We start from the raw sequence: 20,447 nt of genomic DNA, 5'->3' as shown, positions 1-20,447 counted from the left end.
CGAATCGGCGATCCTTTTACTAGATTGATAGATTGTACGGGGAGCGTGACGAGCGGTGAGGAGAATATCATTTCAAATATTGGGGATGGTAATGGTGCTATGCAGCTTGGTGGGAATACTGGTCGGATTTTCAGACGTAAAATCCAGTCCGTTGTCCGGAAGTGCTCATGAAGCACCGGCCGCAGCTGCTCAAGCAGAGCGCGATTTGCGGCTTCTCCTCAAGCTTGGACGGGAGCATGTGGATTCGGACGTTCGCTTCACCGTTAAACTGCAGGGTGAAAGTCAGGCGGTCTCCAGAGACCAAGCCATGGCTTCCGCTGAGCAGGTTGCACAGGCACTCGGCCTTCCTGCAGTCACTGCAGGAAAGGTGCATGGAAACGAAGTGTTCCGTTCCGAAGGGACTCTCGAGGGCCTTCCGGTCCAGATGGATTGGGCGCTTACCCATCTAGGGGGAAGCTATGTACGGGTAATGCTGACCGCCGAAGGGGAGGCGCAGGGCGAGCGGATGATTGGGATGCAGCAGCGCGTGCTGGATGAACTGGCTCATGCCGGCGTCGAGGCCGCGATGAATGCTGCCGTTCAAGGCTACAGCGCAAGGCAAGAAGGAGCTGCCGAGACGATCGGTCGGCTTGAAGGGGATCTTGGCCGGACATTGACGATGCGCTTGGTGGAGGATTATGAAGACGGAAAGACGGTCAGCCGATCCTACGAAGCTCCAGCGCTGGGCACTTTCGTCAAAAGCGGGGAGCAACCGATTCATATGCAGCTGGCAGTGCATGAAGATTCGATGAAGAAAAGTAGTAGAATCACGATCGGATTTCCCGTCATTACTGTAGAATATTGAAAACAGCATCTGAAACTATAATGAAAAAATGCGGAATGAGATAGCATAGTTGATATGAATGTGCTAAAATGTCATCAAATCAAAGAAAGTCCAGATGCATAAAAATACACTATATTACATAGAAAGAATGAGGAGCCATGGCTGAAAAACAAAATCTAGATACATTGAAGGCACCGGGAGCGGTATTTTTCATCTTTGGGGCGACCGGTGATTTGGCAAGACGCAAGCTGTTTCCGGCGATCTACAGTCTTTATCGTGAAGGGAAACTGGATGAGGATTTTGCAGTAATCGGCGTGGCGCGTCGTCCGCGCACCCAAGAGGAATTTCGGGAGGACGTTTACCGTTCCATCCAGGAATTCTGCCGGTACAGTTCCGAGCAGGATCAGGAGTGGAATGCCTTCGCGCAGCATTTTGAATATAAATCATTAGACATTAACAATATCGACGGCTTCCGTGAGCTTCGCGAACAAACGGAGCAGCTGGAAGCGAAGTTCAACATCCCGGGCAACCGCCTGTTCTATCTGGCTCTTGCACCGGAGCTGTTCGGCAGCGTATCGTTCAACCTGATGAAGGGCGGCATGCTGGAAGGCGCAGGCTGGAACCGTCTTGTGATCGAGAAGCCGTTCGGCTACGATCTGGAGTCGGCTGCCAAGCTGAACGAAGAAATTCGCAAAGTGTTCAAAGAAGAAGAAATCTACCGCATCGACCATTACCTCGGGAAGGAAATGGTTCAGAACATCGAAGTCATCCGCTTCGCCAATGCGTTCTTCGAGCCGCTCTGGAACAACAAGCATATCGCTAACGTTCAAATTACGCTTGGCGAGACGGTTGGCGTAGAAGAGCGAGGAGGCTACTACGATCATGCCGGCGCCCTGCGGGATATGGGTCAGAACCATATGCTGCAGCTGCTGACGATGATCGCGATGGAGCCGCCTAGCCGTCTGCTTGCCGAGGACATTCGGGATGAGAAGGTCAAGGTGCTTCGTTCCCTTCGTCCTTACGCTACCCATGAGGAAGTGGCGAAGAACGTCGTTCGCGGCCAATATACAAGAGGTTCTGCGGGCGGCAAGGAATTGCCGGCATATCGGGAAGAGGATAAGGTGAACCCGGAATCCAATACGGAGACGTATTTTGCCGCAAGAGTCTTTGTCGACAACTTCCGCTGGGCAGGCGTTCCGTTCTACATCCGCACTGGCAAGCGTCTTCCGGTCAAGACGACTGAGGTGGTCGTGGAATTCAAACGGATGCCGAACAACGTATACTTGGGCCAAAAGCATTCGCTTGAGCCAAACCTGCTTGTTATTCGCGTTAACCCGATGGAAGGCATCTATGTGAAGATCAATGCCAAGAAGCCGGGCTCGGAATCGGAAATCGCGCCGGTGGCCATGGATTTCTGCCAAAGCTGCATCGTTGGCATTAACTCGCCGGAAGCGTACGAGCGGCTGCTGCATGATGCTGCCCGCGGAGACTCCACTTATTTCACCCGCTGGGATGAAGTCGCTTCGGCATGGTCCTTCGTGGATCGCATCGCAAGCGCATGGAGAGAGAACCAGGGTGAGCTGGAGTCCTATCCTGCAGGCTCCTGGGGCCCGGCCAAGGCCGACGAGCTTCTTAAGGAAGACGGCTTCCACTGGTGGCCGGTGAACGGTCAGCTGGAAGATAATGTGGTTTGGCTAAAAGGCGAATAACGCGTTCGATATATGCCTAGAAAATCATCCCCATGCGCACATGCGTGGGGATGATTTGCGTATCAATTGTGGTACAATGATATACATGACTTTAGTAATGAAGGGATTTGTGTGATGGCAAAGCTAAGCGATGAATTAAAGCAGGAAGTGGATAAACGCCGTACGTTTGCGATTATTTCCCACCCTGACGCCGGTAAAACAACGCTGACCGAGAAGCTGCTCCTGTTCGGGGGCGCCATTCGATTGGCGGGAACTGTAAAAGCGCGCAAGGCGAGCAAACATGCGACAAGTGACTGGATGGAAATCGAGAAGCAGCGCGGTATCTCGGTCACTTCATCCGTCATGCAATTTGACTATCTTGGGCATCGGATTAACATTTTGGATACCCCGGGCCACCAAGATTTCAGTGAAGATACGTACCGTACGCTGACCGCTGCAGACAGCGCCGTCATGTTGATCGACGTAGCTAAAGGGGTCGAGGCCCAGACGATCAAGCTGTTCCAGGTGTGTGCGAAGCGGGGCATCCCGATTTTTACGTTTATCAACAAGCTGGACCGGGAAGGGCGGAGCCCGTTCGATCTGATGGAGGAGTTGGAGCAAGTGCTCGGCATCCGTTCGGTTCCGATGAATTGGCCGATCGGCTCCGGCCGGGATCTGTGCGGCGTATATGATCGGGTGAAGAACCAGGTGGAGCTGTTCCAGGGGGATGACCATTCAACGATCCAGGTGCAAAAGGTTGAAGGCTATGAGGACCCGCTGATCCGCGAGATGGCCGGCGATTACTTGCATGATCAGCTGTGCCAGGATTTGGAGCTGCTCGATGTGGCGGGCGATCCGTTTGATTACGAAAAAGTGCTGCAGGGGCAACTGACCCCGGTATTCTTCGGCAGCGCCATTAACAATTTCGGCGTGCAGACCTTCCTGGAGAATTTCCTCCAGCTGGCACCGAAGCCCGAGCCGCGTCGCAGCACGGAAGGCCTGGTGGAGCCGACGGACGAGAAGTTCTCGGGATATGTATTCAAGATTCAAGCCAACATGAATCCGGCGCATCGCGACCGTATCGCATTTTTGCGTATCGTATCGGGCAAGTTTGAGCGCGGAATGAGCGTGAAGCACGTCCGGGCCGGCAAGGAGATCAAGCTCTCGCAGCCGCAGCAGTTTCTGGCGCAGGACCGGGATATTGTCCAAGAGGCGTATCCTGGCGACATTATCGGCCTGTTTGATCCGGGTATTTTCCGTATCGGCGATTCGCTCAGTCAAGGACGGGAGGTCGTGTTCGATGAGCTGCCTACGTTCTCGCCTGAGATCTTTGCCAAGGCTACCGTAAAAAATGCACTCAAGCATAAACAGTACCAGAAGGGGATCGATCAGCTAACAGAGGAGGGCACCATCCAGGTGTTCCGGACGACCAGCTTCGATGAAATCATTCTCGGCGTTGTCGGCCAGCTCCAATTCGAGGTATTTGAGCACCGGATGAAGGCCGAATACGGGGTTGACGTTCAGCTTCAGCGGCTGCCATACCAGTTCGCCCGCTGGATCGTTGATGACCAGATCGACCCTTCCAAATTCCGGATTAACTCGACATTGGTGAAGGATAAGAAGGAAAACTTCGTGGTGTTATTCGAGAACGAGTATGCGATGAGAACCGCGATGGAGAAAAATCCGACGGCTAAATTTTTGGAGACTGCACCGTAAGCTCTCCTTGATATAAGCAAAAAAACAATCCTCAGGCTGTTCAAGCTTTGAGGATTGTTTCTTTTTCGGCCGCCGGCCGTCTTAGCCTTGCGTTAGGTTCCCGGGGGTGACGTGCTTCAGATGCTCGTGAAGGGAGGAGACGAGCTGGTTTTGCTCGGAAGCATCCATGTCCTTCCACATCATTTCAAACATTACCCCTAGTCCCGGCAGGGCGGCTTCCGGCCCGTCGACGGAACCCTCGATCATGGAGCGCAGCTCTTCTTGGTCCTGATTATGGACTTTGTGAATGACAGCTTGCCGTAGATCTAACAATATGGACATCGAAATGTTCCTCCTTGTTTATGAAAGGGTCATTGGTAATGTACCCGTAGAGAGGCAGTTACATTCAAGTATTCGGGACAGTATGGTATACTGAAATAACGAATAACCAGAACAATGCGGAATGGATCTAGGCTCGCGGGAGGATTATATAAATGGCGAAGAAACAGTACGCAGTAATCGGTATGGGACGTTTTGGCACGAGTGTAGCGAAGGAATTAAGCACCATGGGCTTTGATGTATTGGCCGTGGACGCAAGTGAGCAGCGCGTGCAGGAAATCGCTAATATGGTTACGCACGCGGTATCGGCGGATTCGACTGATGAAGAAGCGCTGCGGGCGCTCGGCATTCGCAACTTCGATGTCGTTGTCGTGGCTATAGGGGAGGACATCCAGTCCAGTATTTTGACGACATTGATCTTGAAGGATCTTGGCGTGCCGGCGATCGTCGTCAAGGCAAAAAATGAACTGCACGGCAAAGTGCTTCATAAGATCGGGGCGGATAAGGTGATTTTCCCCGAACGGGATATGGGGCTCCGGGTTGCGCATCATCTGGTGTCTCCGAACATTTTGGACTATATCGACCTGTCGGATGATTACAGCATTATGGAGATGCAGGCAACGGGGGAACTGCTCGGGCACAATCTGAGAGAGCTGGATATTCGGGCCCGGTTCGGCTGCAACGTTATGGCGATCCGCAGCGAATCGGATATGAACATTTCACCCCATCCGGAAGACCGCATCGAAGAGGGCGACATTCTTGTTATCGTCGGTCACAAGAACGATCTGGCGAAGCTGGAGCTGGCTTACCCGAAATGAACCTAATATCGAATCAAGCCGGCTAATAGCCAGGCCATGAATTCTTTCTTAATTGTATAGAGGAACGGTGGATAGAGCGATGGAGATATTATCGCCGCAGAATGCCCGCGTGAAGAGCTGGGCTCAGCTGCAAGAGAAAAAGCATAGGGACAAGCAAAACAAGTATGTGGTTGAGGGGATTCATCTGGTGCAGGAGGCGCTGTCCTCGGGTGCGGATGTCGAGTGCGTGGCCTTTGACATCGAGCGGGGCATCCCTCGGGAGCTTACTGGCATACCGGACACGGAACAGGGTGTAGAATGGATCGGCGTATCCCATGCGGTGATTGCCAAAGTAAGCGATACGCCTTCCCCGCAGCCGGTATTTGCCGTCGTTCGCAAGGAAGCCGGGCAATGGCAGGATCTGATCATGCGTGAAGGAGGCCTTGTGATGGTTCTGGATGGTTTGCAGGATCCGGGAAATGTCGGAACCATTATCCGTACGGCGGATGCAGTAGGAGCTGCAGGCGTTGTGCTTGGCCGAGGCTGCGCCGATGTTTACAATCCGAAAACGCTTCGCTCCACGATGGGATCGTTATTTCATTTGCCGGTGCTTGAAGGCGATCTCCTGGAGATTTTGCCGGAGGCTCGAGCGAAAGGTGCCCGGCTGGTGACCACGCTGCTCGAAGGAAAGCGCTCATGCTTCGAGTATGACTTTCAAGGAACATGCTGGATCGTCATCGGCAGTGAAGGAAGCGGGGTATCCCCCGAGGTTGCAGCTCTGGTGGACGATGCGATTCGTATCCCCATGCCTGGACAAGCCGAATCGCTGAATGCGGCGATGGCAGCCTCCGTCCTTATGTATGAAGCGCTGCGTCAGCGGGAATACAGCGACAGCAAGACTGGACATTGATCGAGTTTGTCGATCGGCTCCAGTCTTTTTTACTTGATAATCGATTCGTCGATGAGAGAGGGCCAGGATATCATGGAACGATCTTACAGGATGGGCATAACAGCCGTCTTATACAGCTTCGTTGGATAGGGAATGATGAAAATGATACCGGGGAGAGGGGAAAGCGGCATGTACGAGCAAAAAACGAAAGAGACGGAAAACAGCGTCATCGAATTTATCGAGCAGGTGGACAATCCCAAAAAGCGGGAGGATGCTTATCGTCTGCTGGACATTTTTACGGAGACGAGCGGTTTTCCCGCTAAAATGTGGGGGCCCAGCATCATCGGATTCGGTTCCTATCATTACCGGTATGCTTCCGGGCATGAAGGCGATGCGCCGTATGTCGGCTTCTCTCCGAGAAAGGCGAAGATAAGCCTGTATTTTGCGCCGGGAGATGAGCATCGCGAGGAGCTGCTGGCAAGCTTCGGCAAATATACCGCCGGGAAAGGCTGCGTCTATATCAATAAAGTTGCCGATATCGATGAAGTGGTGCTTAAGCAGCTCATTCGGCAATCCATCGATTTTCTCCAGCGAACCTATCCGGTTCAGGAGTGAGTCTTTGGGGAACGACGCGTATGGCTTAACGGTATGGAAGACAGGCAAGTTATGGCAGTTGACATGAAACCGTTTGGTTTCATATAATGCTATTATGAAACCAAACAGTTTCGTAATATTGGATAAAGCGAGGTAGGATGATGATGGACAACGCAAGCGGTGCTAAACTGCCGGATATACGACATACGCTTACTTTAAAGGCTCCGATCGACAAGGTGTGGCAGGCGGTGGCTACATCCGAAGGGATTGCGGCTTGGTTTATGCCGAACAACTTCGAGCCAGCCTTGGGCTTTGAATTTCAACTGAATGCCGGGCCATTCGGCATGTCCCCATGTAAGGTAACCGAGCTCGACCCGCCCCATCGGTTAAGCTTTAATTGGGGGAAGGACTGGACGCTAACGTTCGAGCTGGTTGAGCAGGGCGAGCATACCGAGTTTACGCTTATTCACGGCGGCTGGACTGCTGATCAGGTTACGGAATTCGGGGAAGCTCACGAGCTTGTTCGCGGGCGCATGGATAACGGCTGGGCAGGCCTTGTTCAAAAGCTCGCCGGATATGTCGAGGGATAAGCCATGTCCGGGGCCGCTCCGAGGCACGACGTTTTTCAGGCGATCGCCGATCCAACGCGCCGTAAGCTTCTTGGCCTTTTGAGCGAGAAGGAAATGCCGGTCAAGGATATTACCGGGCATTTCTCCATGACCCGGCCGGCGGTGTCGAAGCATCTTCGCATTCTGGAGGAAGCCGGGCTTGTGAAGGAACGCAAGGTCGGACGGGAGACGCGATATCGTCTGGATGCAGGGCCGCTGCAGGATCTGAAGGACTGGCTGTCCTATTTCGATCGTTTCTGGGAAAACAAGCTATCGATGCTGAAGCATTATGTGGAGGAGGGTTCGATGGATCGAGAAACGCCGGAAGGCCAGGATCCAGCCCTTTCCCTGGTGTCACGAAAGTCTCGCCCGAATCAAGAAGAGCAGGGATAACGATCCCTGCTCTTCTTTTTTGCCGGTTGTCCGCATACCCTCTATACAGGAGGAGCTTGCCAGGGTGATCTTGCCGCATCCAGGACGCCCGAATAGGGGGGATACAGTTTGAGACGAAAGAGATGGGGAAGCAGGCGTTTATCCTTTCCGTCCCTGTCATGGCCGAAACCACGCCGAGCGTTCAAGCCGTCCAGGAGAGGGTTCCGGGCGGTACCGCCGAGAAGCGGGGGCCGTCCACAGGTCGCTAAGCGGCGCAGCAGGAAGAAATGGTGGCTTATCGCAATCGTGCTGATTATCTTTGGAATTACGCAGTTTTTTATGCATATTGAACGGAATCTCAGGCCGCCGATCATGCATCTTGCCCAAATCCGGGTTAAGCAAATCGCCACGGAGGCAATCAATAAAGCGATCACTTCCCAGGTAACGCAAGGCCAGGATTTCGAGAACCTGGTGAATTGGAAAACAGACAGCAGCGGTAAAGTGACGGGGTTTATGCTGAATTATGCAGAGCACCTGAAAATTACGTCGCATACGACGCAGGTCGTTCAGCAAACGCTGGATGATATCCACAAGCGGAAGGAGCATATCCCGCTGGGCCAAGTGCTCAAGAGCCCGATCATCGCCTCGTTCGGTCCCCAGATTCCGCTGAAAATCGAGCCGCAGGGAGCGGTAAAGGTGCAGCTGGACACCCGTCAGCAGGGAGCCGGGATCAATATGATTCTGGTCGAAGTGTTCGTCCATATCGTGACCGAGGTGGCGGTGGTCGTCCCGTTCGATATGGAGCCGCAGACCGTTGAGACCGATATCCCGATCTCCTACCTGCTCGTTGTAGGGGACGTGCCTATGTATTACTATGACGCGCAAGGAAAAGCCGTCGGCGAAAATAAAGCGAGCGCGCCAAGCATTGCCATCCCTCCGCCTTCCTCCAATGAAAACAGCGCAAAAGAGGGAGAGCCGCAAGGAAGCACCGGAGACACGCCGCTCATTACGCCGCCGTCAGGCACCACGAGTCCAGGCGCTACATCGCCAGGCTCGACTCCTGCACCGGGGGAAACGCCTGCAGGGGAATCCGACAGTCCGGCCCAGCCCGAAGGGGGAGTGACGGGACACTAGGGCAGCTGAACGAAGCAGCAGGCTCTTATTATAAAAAAACGCGTCCTGAAGAGCTTCAGGAGCGCGTTTTTTTCTTGGATCTTTTCTCCTCCAGCTCCCAGCGCTTCAGCAGGGGGTAAGGGTCAAAGGCCCATTCGGTGTGGCCGGTATCCCGGTAGATGCCGTAATGCAGATGCGGAGGGAATTTTCCCTGGGTGCCCGGCTTGCCGTAACCGGAGCTGCCGACCCAGCCGAGGGTCTGTCCCGGCTTGACCACATCTCCGAGGGCGATGCTTTTGTCAAAGCCCTGCAAATGGGCGTAATAATGATAGTGATTGTTCAAATCCCGAATGCCGATGCGCCATCCGCCGTATTTGTTCCAGCCCTTGATCTCCACCACGCCATAGCATGTGCTTCGCACGGGAACGCCGTGAGAGGCAAACAGATCGGTGCCTTCGTGAACTCTTCTTCCTCCCCAGTTGCGCCCCATACCGAAGGTGCTTCGGTAGGAGTAATTGCTTTTGACGGGAAGCGGGAAGGCATGGTCGAACAAATCCAGTTTGCCGAAGGTTTCATACAGCTTGGCATACTGCATAACCCGCTGGACGGCCCGGGTGTTCTGATAATAGGACCATAAGCCGATGCTGAAGTCATCGGCAGCATGGCCATACGGGGCCAGTCTGGCCGCGACGGTATAGAGCAGGTCCATATCATCGTTAGGATCGGCTTTACCATCTCCGTTCCCGTCAAGACCGATACCCGAGAACACGCTGATGGACATCGGATCGACGTCCTCCTGATCGGGATTTAACGGTCCTGCCCATCTGGTAGGAGGAATGAAGATGCCGAGGGTTCGTTCGGGATGCTTTCGATCCCTGGGATGAACCTGGGTCAGCGTTCGTTCATACTGATCAATGGCCGCGAGCCGGTACCAGGGAATTTGGGTTACAGCGGCAACCTGGTCGTATAAAGATTTCCTGGCTGCGTATACCGCTTCAGCATTGCCGCCCTTGGAGCTTGCTTCGACAACTGCATGGGACGGCTCCGAAGACTTTATGGGCTCTGCGGCATGTACCGTTCCTTGCAAACAGCTGATCGACGTTATGGAAGCCACAGCTGCAAGCATCCCGCGGCGCAAAGCGCGGCTTGAGCATATCGATCGCATGATCCTCAATGTGTTCTTCACCCCCTTTTTAGACTGTTATTATTGAGGGTTCTTGTACGCTTCGAAAATCGGCGTGCACCGGCGATGCGAAGCCTATAGACAGATGGTGCCCGCCGGTCGGATAGGAATGCCTACACCGTAGGGTGAATCAAAACAAGGATTTTTATCCATGCCGTACGTAGATGAATGTTATATCGATGAGGACAGGTAATATGATGGTTTTCATGATATAATATGGAACAGTTAACGTGAGTTTATGAACTTTAGGCAAGATCAAACCAACGAAAGAAGGTATTTTCTTTGTCCAAAACCAAACAGCCAAAACCCGACTGGATTCGAATTAAGCTGACAACCGGCGATAATTATAAGGAAATCAAGAGCATGATGCGGTCCAAAACGCTTCATACCGTGTGTGAAGAGGCCCGCTGCCCGAATATTTACGAGTGCTGGGCGAATCGTACCGCGACGTTTATGATTCTGGGGGATATTTGCACGCGTGCTTGCCGTTTTTGCGCGGTAAACACGGGGCTTCCGACGGAGCTTGACCTGCAGGAGCCGGAGCGTGTAGCCGAGGCAGCCGAGCAGATGAACCTCCGGCACTGCGTCGTGACAAGTGTAGCAAGGGATGACCTGAAAGACGGAGGCGCGTACATATTCGCCGAAACGGTGAAAGCGATCCGAAGACGCCTTCCGCTATGTTCGGTTGAAGTGCTGATCCCGGACTTTATGGGCAGCGAGGAGTCGCTGAAGATTGTTATGGATGCGAAGCCTGACATTCTGAACCATAATATCGAGACGGTTAAGCGCATGTCGGATCGGGTACGGGCTAAAGCGAAGTACGACCGTTCCCTGCAGTTATTGAAGAATGCCAAAATGATGCAGCCGGATATTCCGACGAAATCGAGCATTATGCTGGGTGTCGGTGAGGAGTGGGATGAAATTCTGGAAGCGATGGATGACCTTCGGGCCGTCGATTGCGATATTATGACGATCGGCCAGTATTTGCAGCCGTCGCCTAAGCATTTGAATGTGGAAAAATATTATACGCCTGAGGAGTTCGCCATCCTGAAGGAAGAGGGAATGAAGCGGGGCTTCAGCCACGTGGAATCCGGTCCGCTGGTACGCAGCTCCTACCATGCGCACGAGCAGGTGAAATCGGCTGCACGGAGCAAGGAAGAAACGGTTCAGTCTTAATCCAGTCTCAGCGTGTTAGAAAGGCAGGGATGCTGTCATGATCATTATCGGCAACAAAAGCTATGAATTGCTGAAGGACTACCGGAACGGTTGGAATCTGGAGGCTTTCCGGGATCGGTACAGCGAGGTACTGGACCGGTATGACTATATTGTGGGGGATTGGGGCTACAATCAGCTACGGCTAAAAGGCTTCTACCGCGACAACCATCCGAAGGCCGCCAAGGACTCCACATTCTCCAGCATGTCTGACTATATTAACGAGTACTGCAATTTCGGCTGTGCCCATTTCGTGCTCCAGAAGACAAAGGAGCATAAGGAGCATAAAGAGCCGAAGGACCGGGAACCCCGGGATGCAGCAGAAGTTAAGGAAGTCCGGCCTGATGAGGAGAATAGAGGAAACAAGGAGGCCGCACAGGACGGAGCAGTGAAGAGCAGGAAGGACGGCCGGGAACGCGAAGTCCGGGAAGCGAAGCGGGAGCAGCGCGAACAGCGTGATCAGCGCGAGCCAAGGGAACCGAGGGAGAAGGGGCCGAAGGCTCCGAGGTCCGCTACTTCTTGAATCCCGTCTTGACTTGAACTTTATATCCTAATAAAAAAGATCGGATCTCTGTACCAATGGACAGAGGCCGATCTTTTTGTATGCTTGATTAACCAAGAAACGCATCGCGAACCCGGTTCCAGAACGGAAACGGACGGTATCGGGCAAAGCTGACCTGCTGCTCCGCCACCTGACAGCGAACGGAGATAAGATCATCGATCGAGATATTGATATGATCAATCGTAAGCAGCAAGCGCTGCTCCTTGCGCGAAAAAATATCACAATGATGATGCTTGGGCAGAAGAAGCGGCGAGCCGAGCGTTCGGAAGATGCGGTTGTTGATCGAGGCAATCTCCGCGATCTGCAAGGCATCGATCGAGGGATGGACCATCGCGCCTCCGACACTCTTGTTATAAGCCGTGCTGCCGGATGGGGTGGATACGCAAATGCCGTCTCCCCGGAACATTTCAAAGGTTACATCGTTAATGTCAATCTGGGCGACGACCGTCCCGTCAACGCCCTTGAGCGTAAACTCATTCAGCGCAATATAAGATGAAGTCCCTGACTTCTTATGGATCTCCAGTTGTACCAAGGGATACTTGACGAGACGCGGCTCCACGGCTCCGGTCTCTTTGGTGCCGCTCATATGATCAATAAGTTCGTTCAGCTCGTCAGCTTTCCAGTCTGCATAGAACCCTAAATGACCGGTATGAACACCGACGAAAGCCAAGTCAGGTATACGGTCAATAAAGGTATGAAATGCGTGCAGCATCGTACCGTCTCCACCGATCGAAACGACAATCTCGGGAGATTCTGCATCCAGCACAAACCCCCGCTGTTCGGCCAGCTTGTGAAACTGCTGGGTCAGCTCAACAGACAATGGGTCACCGCGGTCCAGAACATAATATCTCAAGTTGATAAGCTCCTTTGTAAGGTTATATAAAGATGATAATCAATCTTGGAGAATAACACAATGTTCACCTAGGGATTTTGCGGATTTTTTGATGCAGGCCCCTGATCAGACGGATCAGCAACGAGCAAGCGATCATCGTGCCGATCGTTAAGGAAAAGGCCGCCATAATATGGGTATACCCGCTTAAGGCAGGAGTCGAAACAGCAGAGGGATCCATCCACGCAGGCATCGAAGTCCCCATCACCGTCTCCCACAGCAGGATGACGGCCGAGGCCGCTATAATCCCGTGGATCAGCCGTGCGACGGCAAACGGGAAGTATCGTAAATTGGTAGAGTTCAAAATGCTGACGATTTGCGCATGAACGGACAATCCTCCCCATGACAGGATAAAAGCCGCGGCTGCAGCCTTGTAAGGCAAGGGGATGAAGGAACCGGCCTCCCCGGCATAACGCGCCCCGAGCGTTACCTCAAAGATGCCGCCTACCAGCGCGGTCGACAGGGCTTCCGGCATCCCGATCAGCGACAGCAAAACCTTGATCAACTCGGTGAAGCTTGTAACCACACCTGCGCGGGTCCAAAGCTCCAGAAAGACGGAAAAGAATACAACAAGCCCTCCAACGACAATAATAAGCTGAAGGGAGGATTGAATCGCTTGGCTTACCAAGGTGCCGAGATCTCGTCCATCCTGCAGTCTTGCGGCATGCATCGCTTGGAACGCGGCCTTGATCCGTCCCGGCTTCCCGCCTGCGATATTCAGCGTGTCTTCACCGGAATGGTCGGCGGACTTGCGTCTGCCGTGAAACCGCATAAGGAGACCGACAACAAAGCCTCCGCCATAGTGGGCGATCGCAAGGATCAAGCCGATCTTCGGGTCATGGAAGAAGCCGACCGATACCGCGCCAATCAAAAAGATCGGGTCAGACGAGGTGGTGAAGGCGACAAGACGCTCGCCTTCCTCGCGGTTCACCATGTTCTGCTCCCAAAGCTTGGCCGTGAGCTTAGCGCCGACCGGGTAACCTGATACATAGCCCATCGCCGCAACAAACCCGCCTGCCCCGGGTATGCGAAACAGCGGGCGCATCAAGGGATCGAGCAGGGTGCCGACCAAGTGCACAACCCCAAATCCCAGCAGCATTTCCGATATCACAAAGAAGGGGAACAGGGATGGAAACAGCACATCCCACCAGATGGAGAGGCCCCTGAGAGCAGACTCCAGAGCAGCCTTCGGATATATAGCCATTAGAACGATCACGCTGGTCAATGCCATTACCAGCAGCAGCCAGCCCGCTTTTTTCATGGTCATGTAATCATTGCCTCCTGGCATCGAAGAAAATTCGCAGAGATAGGTCTTTTCTAAAAATGTATGCCGGGATTAGGACAAACAGTCTAAAAAAACATGAGTAAGCGGTTTCAAAATTGCTTTATTTTCCGGAAACATGTGCTATAATAAAAAACATCAAAGCACATCTTTCGTATTATGTTTGGATGGAGTGATGATCATGAGCATAGTCGCAGGTATTCTGGTATGCGCCTTCGTTTATGTTATACGTGCTTCTCTCGTCCAGAGTGAAGAGGATTGGCGCAGTTATTAATAGCATTTAGAAGGGGCTCCCGTTGGGGTGCGCCTTTTTTTGTTGTTTTTTGCTATAATAGAGAAGTGCATCCATGTCGAAAATTATATATATAGATGGGAGACCTGAACGGGTATGAATCCGCATTTGAGCATCTATGATAACCTCGGGGGGGCCGAGGGGATCCGGTCTTTAGTCGAGGCATTTTATCCGAGAGTTCAGCAGAACGAGCTGTTGGCACCGTTGTTTCCGGAGGATATTGAGCCGGTAATGGAGAAGCAGTATATGTTTTTAAGCCAGTTTTTCGGAGGCCCCGCGCTCTTCTCCGAAGCGTATGGTCACCCGATGATGCGGGCAAGGCATCTTCGATTCCCGATTACGGAGCGTCATGCCGAGGAATGGCTCCGCTGCATGGAGGGGGCATTGATGGAGATCGGCGTGGACGATGAGCTCCGCGAATTTGTGCTGCAGCGCCTGTCCGGCCCTGCCCACCATTTCGTGAACACGCCCCTGGACTAAAGGCAGGATGAGAGTACGCAAGGGAAGGGATGGGAAGCGAAGATGAAATTGGAGCCCTTGTATTCCATCAAGGTGCAGTGTATCCACTGCGAGCATGAGTTTGAAACCTCGAGGGTCCGGCCCAGCTTTAAAAAGGCCTATCGGACGGATACCGATTTTTGCGCGTACTATAAGTCGGAAAATCCCGATTACTATGTCGTCAGGATCTGCCCGAGCTGCGGATTTGCCTCCACGGAAAATTCCCTGATCAAAATGAATGACAAGCAGAGGTCGGCTTTTCAGACGCAAATAGCATGCCGATGGGAGAGCCGCGACTTCGGAGGCCGGCGCAGCCTTGAGGAAGCGCTGGAGACGTACAAGCTCGGCTTGCTCTGCGCGCAGATCATCGGGGAACGCGAGCGAATCATCGCAAGCTTGCTTCACCATATTGCGTGGCTGTACCGCTACCAGGAGAATCAGGAGCAGGAAAGGCGCTTCTTGAGGTATAGTCTGGAGTCTTATATCCGAGTGTTTGAGCTTGAGGGAGTAGGGGCCAATGACGCAAAGCTGCTGTATCTCATCGGGGAAATTCACCGAAGGCTGGGACAATACCAGGAGGCGGTGCAGTGGTTCGCAAGAGTGGTTCAAGACCAGAAGATTGTGGATGCCGCAATGATTCGGGCTTCCAGGGAGCAGTGGCGGGTCGCTTCCGAACAGCTGAGGGAAGAGAAGGGCCACGCACTGGGAGCGGAGTAGCCGCTTCATCCAGAGGAACGAAAGCCGGCAGAAAGGCGCAGCTTAGAATCGATAGACTTAGCTTGGAGCTTGCCGCGCTCCGGATGCATCGGACTTGCGGGGAGCAGGGATACCGACTCCGAAAGGCAGAGCCAAGCGGCCGGCTGTCGTCATTAGCGGAGCCGCTGGTCTGTAAGCAAATAATCGATGTCGCTGTCGAGCACGGTTACTCGGTTGTGGCAGCAGGGGAAGATCAGCAGCTTTTTCTTGCCTTCCCTGACGCTAATCAGCTCCTTGGGCTTCATGGGAAGCAGAACATTGTCGGTCCCGCAGAAGGGGCATGTTTGTACATATACGTCATTTCCGACGACATCATAGGGCCATGTGTTTGAAAAAGGTATCATGAGTTCTCCGGACGGCCCTGTTCGCTCTTCTGCTCCGACTGCGGCTCTGCCTTATCGTTCTTCGCAAGCTCGGCGATCTTCTGCATCAGGATATGCTGCGGCATATGCATAAGCTGCTCCAGCGGAACGCCCAGCTGCTTGGACAAGGTTACCGCCGTCTCTGGTGAAATTTGTAAAGGTCTCATCGCTTATCGATCCTCCAACAGTAATTTTAATATATATAGTTATACACTTTTCACGTCGTTCATACAAATATGAGCGTCAAGCTGGAAGTAAAAAAACTCACTTCATTTTTGAAAGGCGGACTATGGATATGACACTTCAACAGACCTGGAATTTAGAAACCATTTTCCCGGGAGGCTCCTCGTCTCCGCAGCTGGCAAGCTTCCTGGAGACGCTGGAGAAGGATATGCAAGCCCTCCAGCAGGATGTAAGAAGCCTCTCCGTGCCGGATTCGATCGAAGGCACACAAGCATTGGAAGCCTTTTTGGAGCAGTTTCAGAGCTGCTATGCCCGGGTACGGGAAGCCTCAGCATTTGTAAGCTGCTTGACCGCACAGAACGTAAACGATAAAAAAGCCGTTCAGCTGTCAGGGCGGGTCACCTCGCTGTCGGCTACGCTCCAATCCGTGAAAAGTCGGTTCGATAATGTGCTTCGCGGCATGAACGATGAGCTCTGGACGGCGTGGACAGGCACCGGGGCTGCGTCCAAGCTGGACTTCATCTTGAATGAGAGCCGGAACCTGGCGAAGGAGAAAATGAGCCCTGAGCTGGAAAGCCTGGCTTTGGCGCTCGCCGTTGACGGCTACCACGGCTGGGGCGAATTTTACGACACCATTGTCAGCAAAATTCAAATTCCGTACGAAGAGAACGGCGAGACCAAGCTGCTCTCCGCCGGACAAGCCTTTAACAAAATGCACCATCCTAACCGTGAGGTACGGCAGTCGATGTTTGAGAAATGGGAAGCAGCATGGGGCGCAGCGGCGGACTACTGCGCAGATACGCTAAACCATCTGTCCGGCTTCCGGCTGAAGCTGTATGAGAACCGGGGCTGGGACGATGTGTTGAAAGAGCCGCTGGCGATCGGACGGATGAGCCGCGAGACGCTGGATACGATGTGGGCGGTCATTCAGGATACGAAGCCGGTGCTGGTGGAGTATTTGAATCGCAAGGCGAAGCTGCTTGGTCTTGACGGGCTGTCCTGGACTGACGTGGATGCGCCGATCCGCACGTCCGCAGCCAAAATTTCTTATGATGACGCGGCAGTTAATATCGTAGAGCAGTTCCGCAAATTCAGTCCGAAACTGGCGGACTTCTCCCAAATGGCGTTCGATAAAGGCTGGATTGAGGTTGAGGACCGTCCCGGCAAGAGACCTGGCGGCTTCTGTACTTCGTTCCCGGCCAGCGAACAGACGCGGATCTTCATGACGTTTGGCGGGACCGCCTCGAACGTGTCCACGCTGGCTCATGAATTGGGACATGCGTACCATCAATTCCTGATGCGCGGAATTCCCGTGCTCAACCAAAGATACGCGATGAACGTCGCCGAAACCGCTTCGACCTTCGCGGAAATGATCGTATTTGACGCGATGGTGAAAGGGGCGTCCAGCGAAGAAGAGAAGCTGGCATTGCTGGAGGAGAAAATTCAGAACAGCGTTGCGTTCTTTATGAACATTCATGCAAGATTCCTGTTTGAGACCCGTTTCTATGAGAAGCGGAAGAGCGGGCTGCTCAGCGCCGAGGGAATTTCGGATCTCATGGTGGAGGCGCAGAAGGAAGCGTATTGCGACGCCTTGACGTCTTACCATCCTCATTTCTGGGCATCCAAGCTGCATTTCTATATTACGGGTACACCGTTCTATAATTTCCCGTATACATTCGGCTATATGTTCAGTACCGGCCTCTACGTGCGTGCCCTGCAGGAAGGTCCTGCTTTTGCTGAGAAATACGATGCGCTTCTCCGTGATACAGGCGTCATGACGGTGGAGGATTTGGCGAAAAAGCATCTGGACGTCGATTTGACCCAGCGCGATTTTTGGCAAAGCGCGGCGGATTTATGCGTATCGGATATCAGACAGTTTCTGCAGTTAACCGACCATTTGGCATAAGGTGCCGAATGCTTCGGGGAAATACGATAAAAGAAGCTCCTTGCGGGCTTCTTTTTTTGTCGCAAAGGGGAGAAAAATGCCGGAAGATACAGAAAAGCTTTTAAATAATTGTGCAATTTTAGTCATATATACCCAATTATGTTGAATTATGTTGATCGAGCTTTTCCATTCCCTTATAATGAGTCATAAGCCCTAATATTAGGGAGGATTTACTAATAAAGGAGGGGTGACGATATGGTACAATTGGATCAATTATCGCTGGCTAGACAGTTGGATATCGTGTTTCGAGAGCTGGAGGAAGAACTGGGGGGATTAACCTCCGGTACGGTATTTGTACAAATACGAAATAATATCATCGGCAAATTCGGTATCCGGCACAATCCGTTGGCCGGGCGAAACGGGGTGATTGCACCTTGTGAGGAGGGGCTAAGCGAAGCGCAGCAGTATTCGTTTCGGATGATGGCGCTTGAAAGCCTAAAGCATAAGCGGCATTGGACACACGGTGAAATCAGTTACGAGTTTATGGTGCGGCAAGGCATGGTTGTGGTGGATGCAATTCTCGAGTCGAACTACAATATGGCGAGCTTAATGATAAGATATCCCCGGCATACATATCCCGAAGCTGCTTCGAAATCATGAAATTATTATTCGTTCATACCATATAACGGCGAAAGAGGCGATCTTTGGGGAGAAGATCGCCTCTTTCTATTATGGCTGGAGGGAAGAGATGCGATTACAGGTTCGAACGACCCGATAATTGCTGCTCAGCCAGTTGTACCAGACGCTTAGTGATGTAACCTCCCAATGAACCAGTTTCACGGGAAGTGTAGTTACCCATGTAGCCGTCTTGAGGAAGAGTTACACCCAGTTCTTGAGCAGCTTCTACCTTCAATTGTTGAAGAGCTGCAGTCGCTTGAGGAACAACCAGGTTGTTAGAAGAACGTCCTTGAGCCATGTCATGTCACCTCCTTTGAGATTGTATGAGGATATTATGACCTGAAAGATAGGGGTCTCATTCGCCATCAAGGGAGATACGGAGCTGGTAAAATTAGGGGGACGGGCATCGAGCTATTGATTATGGAGCATCACCAAAAAACAGCCCTTCAAGATCGAAGGGCTGCCATTCTATCAAGCAGTAAGTATGTCGCTTCTGACGATTCTTCCAATATGGTCACGTCCGTTTAAATGTCGATCGATTATGCCATTAGTCGACATTCGCGCCATGAAGAACACGGATGCGGGTTTGCAATTCAACGGATGCTCCAGCCTCGAGATGAATCAGACCAGTCTCGGCGCTCGATAGGTTCAAGTTGGGTGCATTTGGAAGCCATGTGTAAGGCTCGATGCACAGGAACTCTTCAGCTTGGCCCTTCGTATACAGCACCCAATGCTTAAAATACTGGCGATCGGCCGAATAATGGATCTCATAACCATCGTCCCGTTTAAGCAGTGCAAGGGCAGGCTTGCCTTCCGGTATTTTCAGAATCGTGTCCAGATCCGTATCCTTCAGATTTAATCCGGTATTAAGGCCTTCGAGATGCCCCAGCGCCGACGTATCTCCTGTCGGAATCAACTCGTTATTAAGCGTATAGATCGAGTCGACAGGCACTTCCAGCGACCATCGATGCGGTTCGCCGTCAAGCAGGAACCATGTATGATAACCCATGCCGAATGGGGCGGGTTGTTTGCCGGTGTTCGTTATGCGCAGATTTTGGACCAATTCGGTTCCCTGGAGTCGAAAGTTCATTTCCAGCTTCAGGGGGATCGGAAACTGCGACATCCATTTCGGATCATCAGAGGTCACGAACTCTGTCGAAACCGCACAGCCTTCATCATCCTCTTCGATATCGCTTACGCACCAAGCTTGGGTCCGGTGCAGTCCATGGATATGATTATCGCCTGCCGTATTTTGGTCGAATTGATACGTTTGGCCGCCGTATTCGAACCGGCCTTTGGATATCCGTCCCGGCGGAATGAGCATCGGGATGCCGAAGTGGTACGGCTTTTGGAGATAGAATGCAAGCTCGCTTTCATCCGGCCTTCGGAGGATTTCACGCTGTTCTTCGATGTCTTTAATCCCAATCACGTTGTTACCTAGACGAGGGAGGAGAGTCACTTCGAGACGGCCGCTGTTTAAGATATAGGTGTCGTAACCATTCCACTGGCCTTTGGTCACTTGATTCATATCGATGCTCCTTTACTAACAAAAATCATGGTCTGGACGATTAACCACATCATAACAGATTTTTAAGCCTCGCGTACAACAAAAGCTCTAAATCGCCGGGGGCATGCCTTCGCAGGATCTTGGAATTGACAAGGTGGTGTAAGAGATTTATTATTGCATGTAATAGTGATCAATGATGATTGAACACGATGACAAGGACAAGTAGGCAGATGCGGTCGC

General features: G+C 52.5%; 22 protein-coding genes, 1 pseudogene and 1 other annotated feature (1 of these 24 only partly in view). Of the genes and pseudogenes, 15 read left to right on the top strand and 8 right to left on the bottom strand.

What is annotated here, in order from left to right; genetic code table 11:
• Positions 1–55: 55 nt before the first annotated feature.
• From J2Z18_RS08450 to J2Z18_RS08440, 3 genes are all read left to right on the top strand, one after another.
• Complete coding sequence (locus J2Z18_RS08450; protein ID WP_312889577.1) at positions 56–844, top strand: YwmB family TATA-box binding protein; 789 nt, start codon at positions 56–58, stop codon at positions 842–844.
• 137 nt (positions 845–981) lie between these two features.
• Positions 982–2,532, top strand: a complete 1,551-nt coding sequence (gene zwf / locus J2Z18_RS08445) for a glucose-6-phosphate dehydrogenase (RefSeq protein WP_007131941.1) — start codon at positions 982–984, stop codon at positions 2,530–2,532.
• A 114-nt stretch (positions 2,533–2,646) separates the two neighbouring features.
• Positions 2,647–4,227 (top strand): peptide chain release factor 3, encoded by a 1,581-nt coding sequence (locus tag J2Z18_RS08440; RefSeq protein ID WP_210094571.1) that lies wholly within the window; start codon positions 2,647–2,649, stop codon positions 4,225–4,227.
• A gap of 81 nt (positions 4,228–4,308) precedes the next feature.
• Here the strand turns inward: J2Z18_RS08440 and sspI are convergent, their stop codons facing one another.
• Positions 4,309–4,548: a small acid-soluble spore protein SspI gene (gene sspI / locus J2Z18_RS08435; protein ID WP_007131943.1), complete on the bottom strand. Its 240-nt coding sequence runs from the start codon at positions 4,546–4,548 to the stop codon at positions 4,309–4,311.
• 152 nt (positions 4,549–4,700) lie between these two features.
• On the opposite strand from sspI, the gene J2Z18_RS08430 reads away from it, so the two are divergent.
• The 6 genes from J2Z18_RS08430 (at position 4,701) to yunB (ending at position 8,939) form a co-directional block, all read left to right on the top strand.
• A complete protein-coding gene (locus J2Z18_RS08430) occupies positions 4,701–5,363 on the top strand; it encodes a potassium channel family protein (RefSeq protein ID WP_007131944.1) in 663 nt (220 codons plus the stop codon).
• 79 nt (positions 5,364–5,442) lie between these two features.
• Positions 5,443–6,252: a TrmH family RNA methyltransferase gene (locus J2Z18_RS08425; protein ID WP_028404771.1), complete on the top strand. Its 810-nt coding sequence runs from the start codon at positions 5,443–5,445 to the stop codon at positions 6,250–6,252.
• Between the two features lie 168 nt (positions 6,253–6,420).
• The gene (locus J2Z18_RS08420; protein WP_210094570.1) at positions 6,421–6,846 is read left to right on the top strand and encodes a DUF1801 domain-containing protein; all 426 of its coding nucleotides are present in this window, start codon (positions 6,421–6,423) and stop codon (positions 6,844–6,846) included.
• Between the two features lie 143 nt (positions 6,847–6,989).
• Positions 6,990–7,415: an SRPBCC family protein gene (locus tag J2Z18_RS08415; RefSeq protein ID WP_028404773.1), complete on the top strand. Its 426-nt coding sequence runs from the start codon at positions 6,990–6,992 to the stop codon at positions 7,413–7,415.
• A gap of 3 nt (positions 7,416–7,418) precedes the next feature.
• A complete protein-coding gene (locus J2Z18_RS08410) occupies positions 7,419–7,826 on the top strand; it encodes an ArsR/SmtB family transcription factor (RefSeq protein WP_007131948.1) in 408 nt (135 codons plus the stop codon).
• Between the two features lie 108 nt (positions 7,827–7,934).
• Complete coding sequence (gene yunB, locus J2Z18_RS08405; RefSeq protein WP_007131949.1) at positions 7,935–8,939, top strand: sporulation protein YunB; 1,005 nt, start codon at positions 7,935–7,937, stop codon at positions 8,937–8,939.
• 55 nt (positions 8,940–8,994) lie between these two features.
• Here yunB and J2Z18_RS08400 read toward each other — a convergent pair whose 3' ends face one another.
• Positions 8,995–10,083 (bottom strand): M23 family metallopeptidase, encoded by a 1,089-nt coding sequence (locus J2Z18_RS08400; protein ID WP_245255917.1) that lies wholly within the window; start codon positions 10,081–10,083, stop codon positions 8,995–8,997.
• Positions 10,084–10,377: 294 nt separating this feature from the next.
• On the opposite strand from J2Z18_RS08400, the pseudogene lipA reads away from it, so the two are divergent.
• Together lipA and J2Z18_RS08390 are read left to right on the top strand one after the other, a co-directional pair.
• Positions 10,378–11,277, top strand: a pseudogene (gene lipA, locus J2Z18_RS08395) (lipoyl synthase); the annotation flags it as partial.
• A 37-nt stretch (positions 11,278–11,314) separates the two neighbouring features.
• Positions 11,315–11,836, top strand: a complete 522-nt coding sequence (locus J2Z18_RS08390; protein WP_007131952.1) for a YutD family protein — start codon at positions 11,315–11,317, stop codon at positions 11,834–11,836.
• 88 nt (positions 11,837–11,924) lie between these two features.
• On the opposite strand, the gene J2Z18_RS08385 is transcribed toward J2Z18_RS08390, so the two are convergent.
• Positions 11,925–12,728, bottom strand: a complete 804-nt coding sequence (locus J2Z18_RS08385) for an NAD kinase (protein ID WP_007131953.1) — start codon at positions 12,726–12,728, stop codon at positions 11,925–11,927.
• A 64-nt stretch (positions 12,729–12,792) separates the two neighbouring features.
• The gene (spoVV, locus tag J2Z18_RS08380; RefSeq protein WP_007131954.1) at positions 12,793–14,031 is read right to left on the bottom strand and encodes a dipicolinic acid transporter SpoVV; all 1,239 of its coding nucleotides are present in this window, start codon (positions 14,029–14,031) and stop codon (positions 12,793–12,795) included.
• Positions 14,032–14,434: 403 nt separating this feature from the next.
• On the opposite strand from spoVV, the gene J2Z18_RS08375 reads away from it, so the two are divergent.
• A complete protein-coding gene (locus tag J2Z18_RS08375; RefSeq protein ID WP_007131955.1) occupies positions 14,435–14,818 on the top strand; it encodes a globin domain-containing protein in 384 nt (127 codons plus the stop codon).
• Positions 14,819–14,860: 42 nt separating this feature from the next.
• Positions 14,861–15,553 carry a DUF2225 domain-containing protein gene (locus tag J2Z18_RS08370; protein WP_007131956.1) on the top strand — a complete coding sequence of 231 codons (693 nt, stop codon included), beginning with the start codon at positions 14,861–14,863 and terminating at the stop codon, positions 15,551–15,553.
• A gap of 152 nt (positions 15,554–15,705) precedes the next feature.
• Here the strand turns inward: J2Z18_RS08370 and J2Z18_RS08365 are convergent, their stop codons facing one another.
• Both J2Z18_RS08365 and J2Z18_RS08360 read right to left on the bottom strand, forming a co-directional pair.
• Positions 15,706–15,936: a hypothetical protein gene (locus J2Z18_RS08365; RefSeq protein WP_007131957.1), complete on the bottom strand. Its 231-nt coding sequence runs from the start codon at positions 15,934–15,936 to the stop codon at positions 15,706–15,708.
• Entirely contained in the window at positions 15,933–16,121 is a 189-nt protein-coding gene (locus J2Z18_RS08360; protein ID WP_007131958.1) for a YycC family protein, read from the bottom strand. The genes J2Z18_RS08365 and J2Z18_RS08360 overlap by 4 nt, the downstream gene beginning before the upstream one ends.
• Before the next feature lie 128 nt (positions 16,122–16,249).
• Between J2Z18_RS08360 and J2Z18_RS08355 the strand changes: the two genes are divergently transcribed.
• Complete coding sequence (locus tag J2Z18_RS08355) at positions 16,250–18,043, top strand: M3 family oligoendopeptidase (protein ID WP_007131959.1); 1,794 nt, start codon at positions 16,250–16,252, stop codon at positions 18,041–18,043.
• 234 nt (positions 18,044–18,277) lie between these two features.
• A complete protein-coding gene (locus J2Z18_RS08350; protein WP_007131960.1) occupies positions 18,278–18,682 on the top strand; it encodes a hypothetical protein in 405 nt (134 codons plus the stop codon).
• Positions 18,683–18,776: 94 nt separating this feature from the next.
• Here the strand turns inward: J2Z18_RS08350 and J2Z18_RS08345 are convergent, their stop codons facing one another.
• A complete protein-coding gene (locus J2Z18_RS08345; RefSeq protein ID WP_007131961.1) occupies positions 18,777–18,998 on the bottom strand; it encodes an alpha/beta-type small acid-soluble spore protein in 222 nt (73 codons plus the stop codon).
• Positions 18,999–19,247: 249 nt separating this feature from the next.
• Entirely contained in the window at positions 19,248–20,228 is a 981-nt protein-coding gene (locus J2Z18_RS08340; protein WP_007131962.1) for an aldose 1-epimerase, read from the bottom strand.
• Between the two features lie 179 nt (positions 20,229–20,407).
• Positions 20,408–20,447 (top strand) — a binding site (T-box leader) (it continues 213 nt past the right edge of the window).

It is taken from the genome of Paenibacillus lactis, from assembly GCF_017873605.1.
In the GTDB taxonomy this organism is placed as follows: domain Bacteria; phylum Bacillota; class Bacilli; order Paenibacillales; family Paenibacillaceae; genus Paenibacillus_AQ; species Paenibacillus_AQ lactis.
The sequence above is the reverse complement of the archived record's forward strand: the minus strand, read 5'-3'. Positions and strand labels throughout refer to the sequence as shown.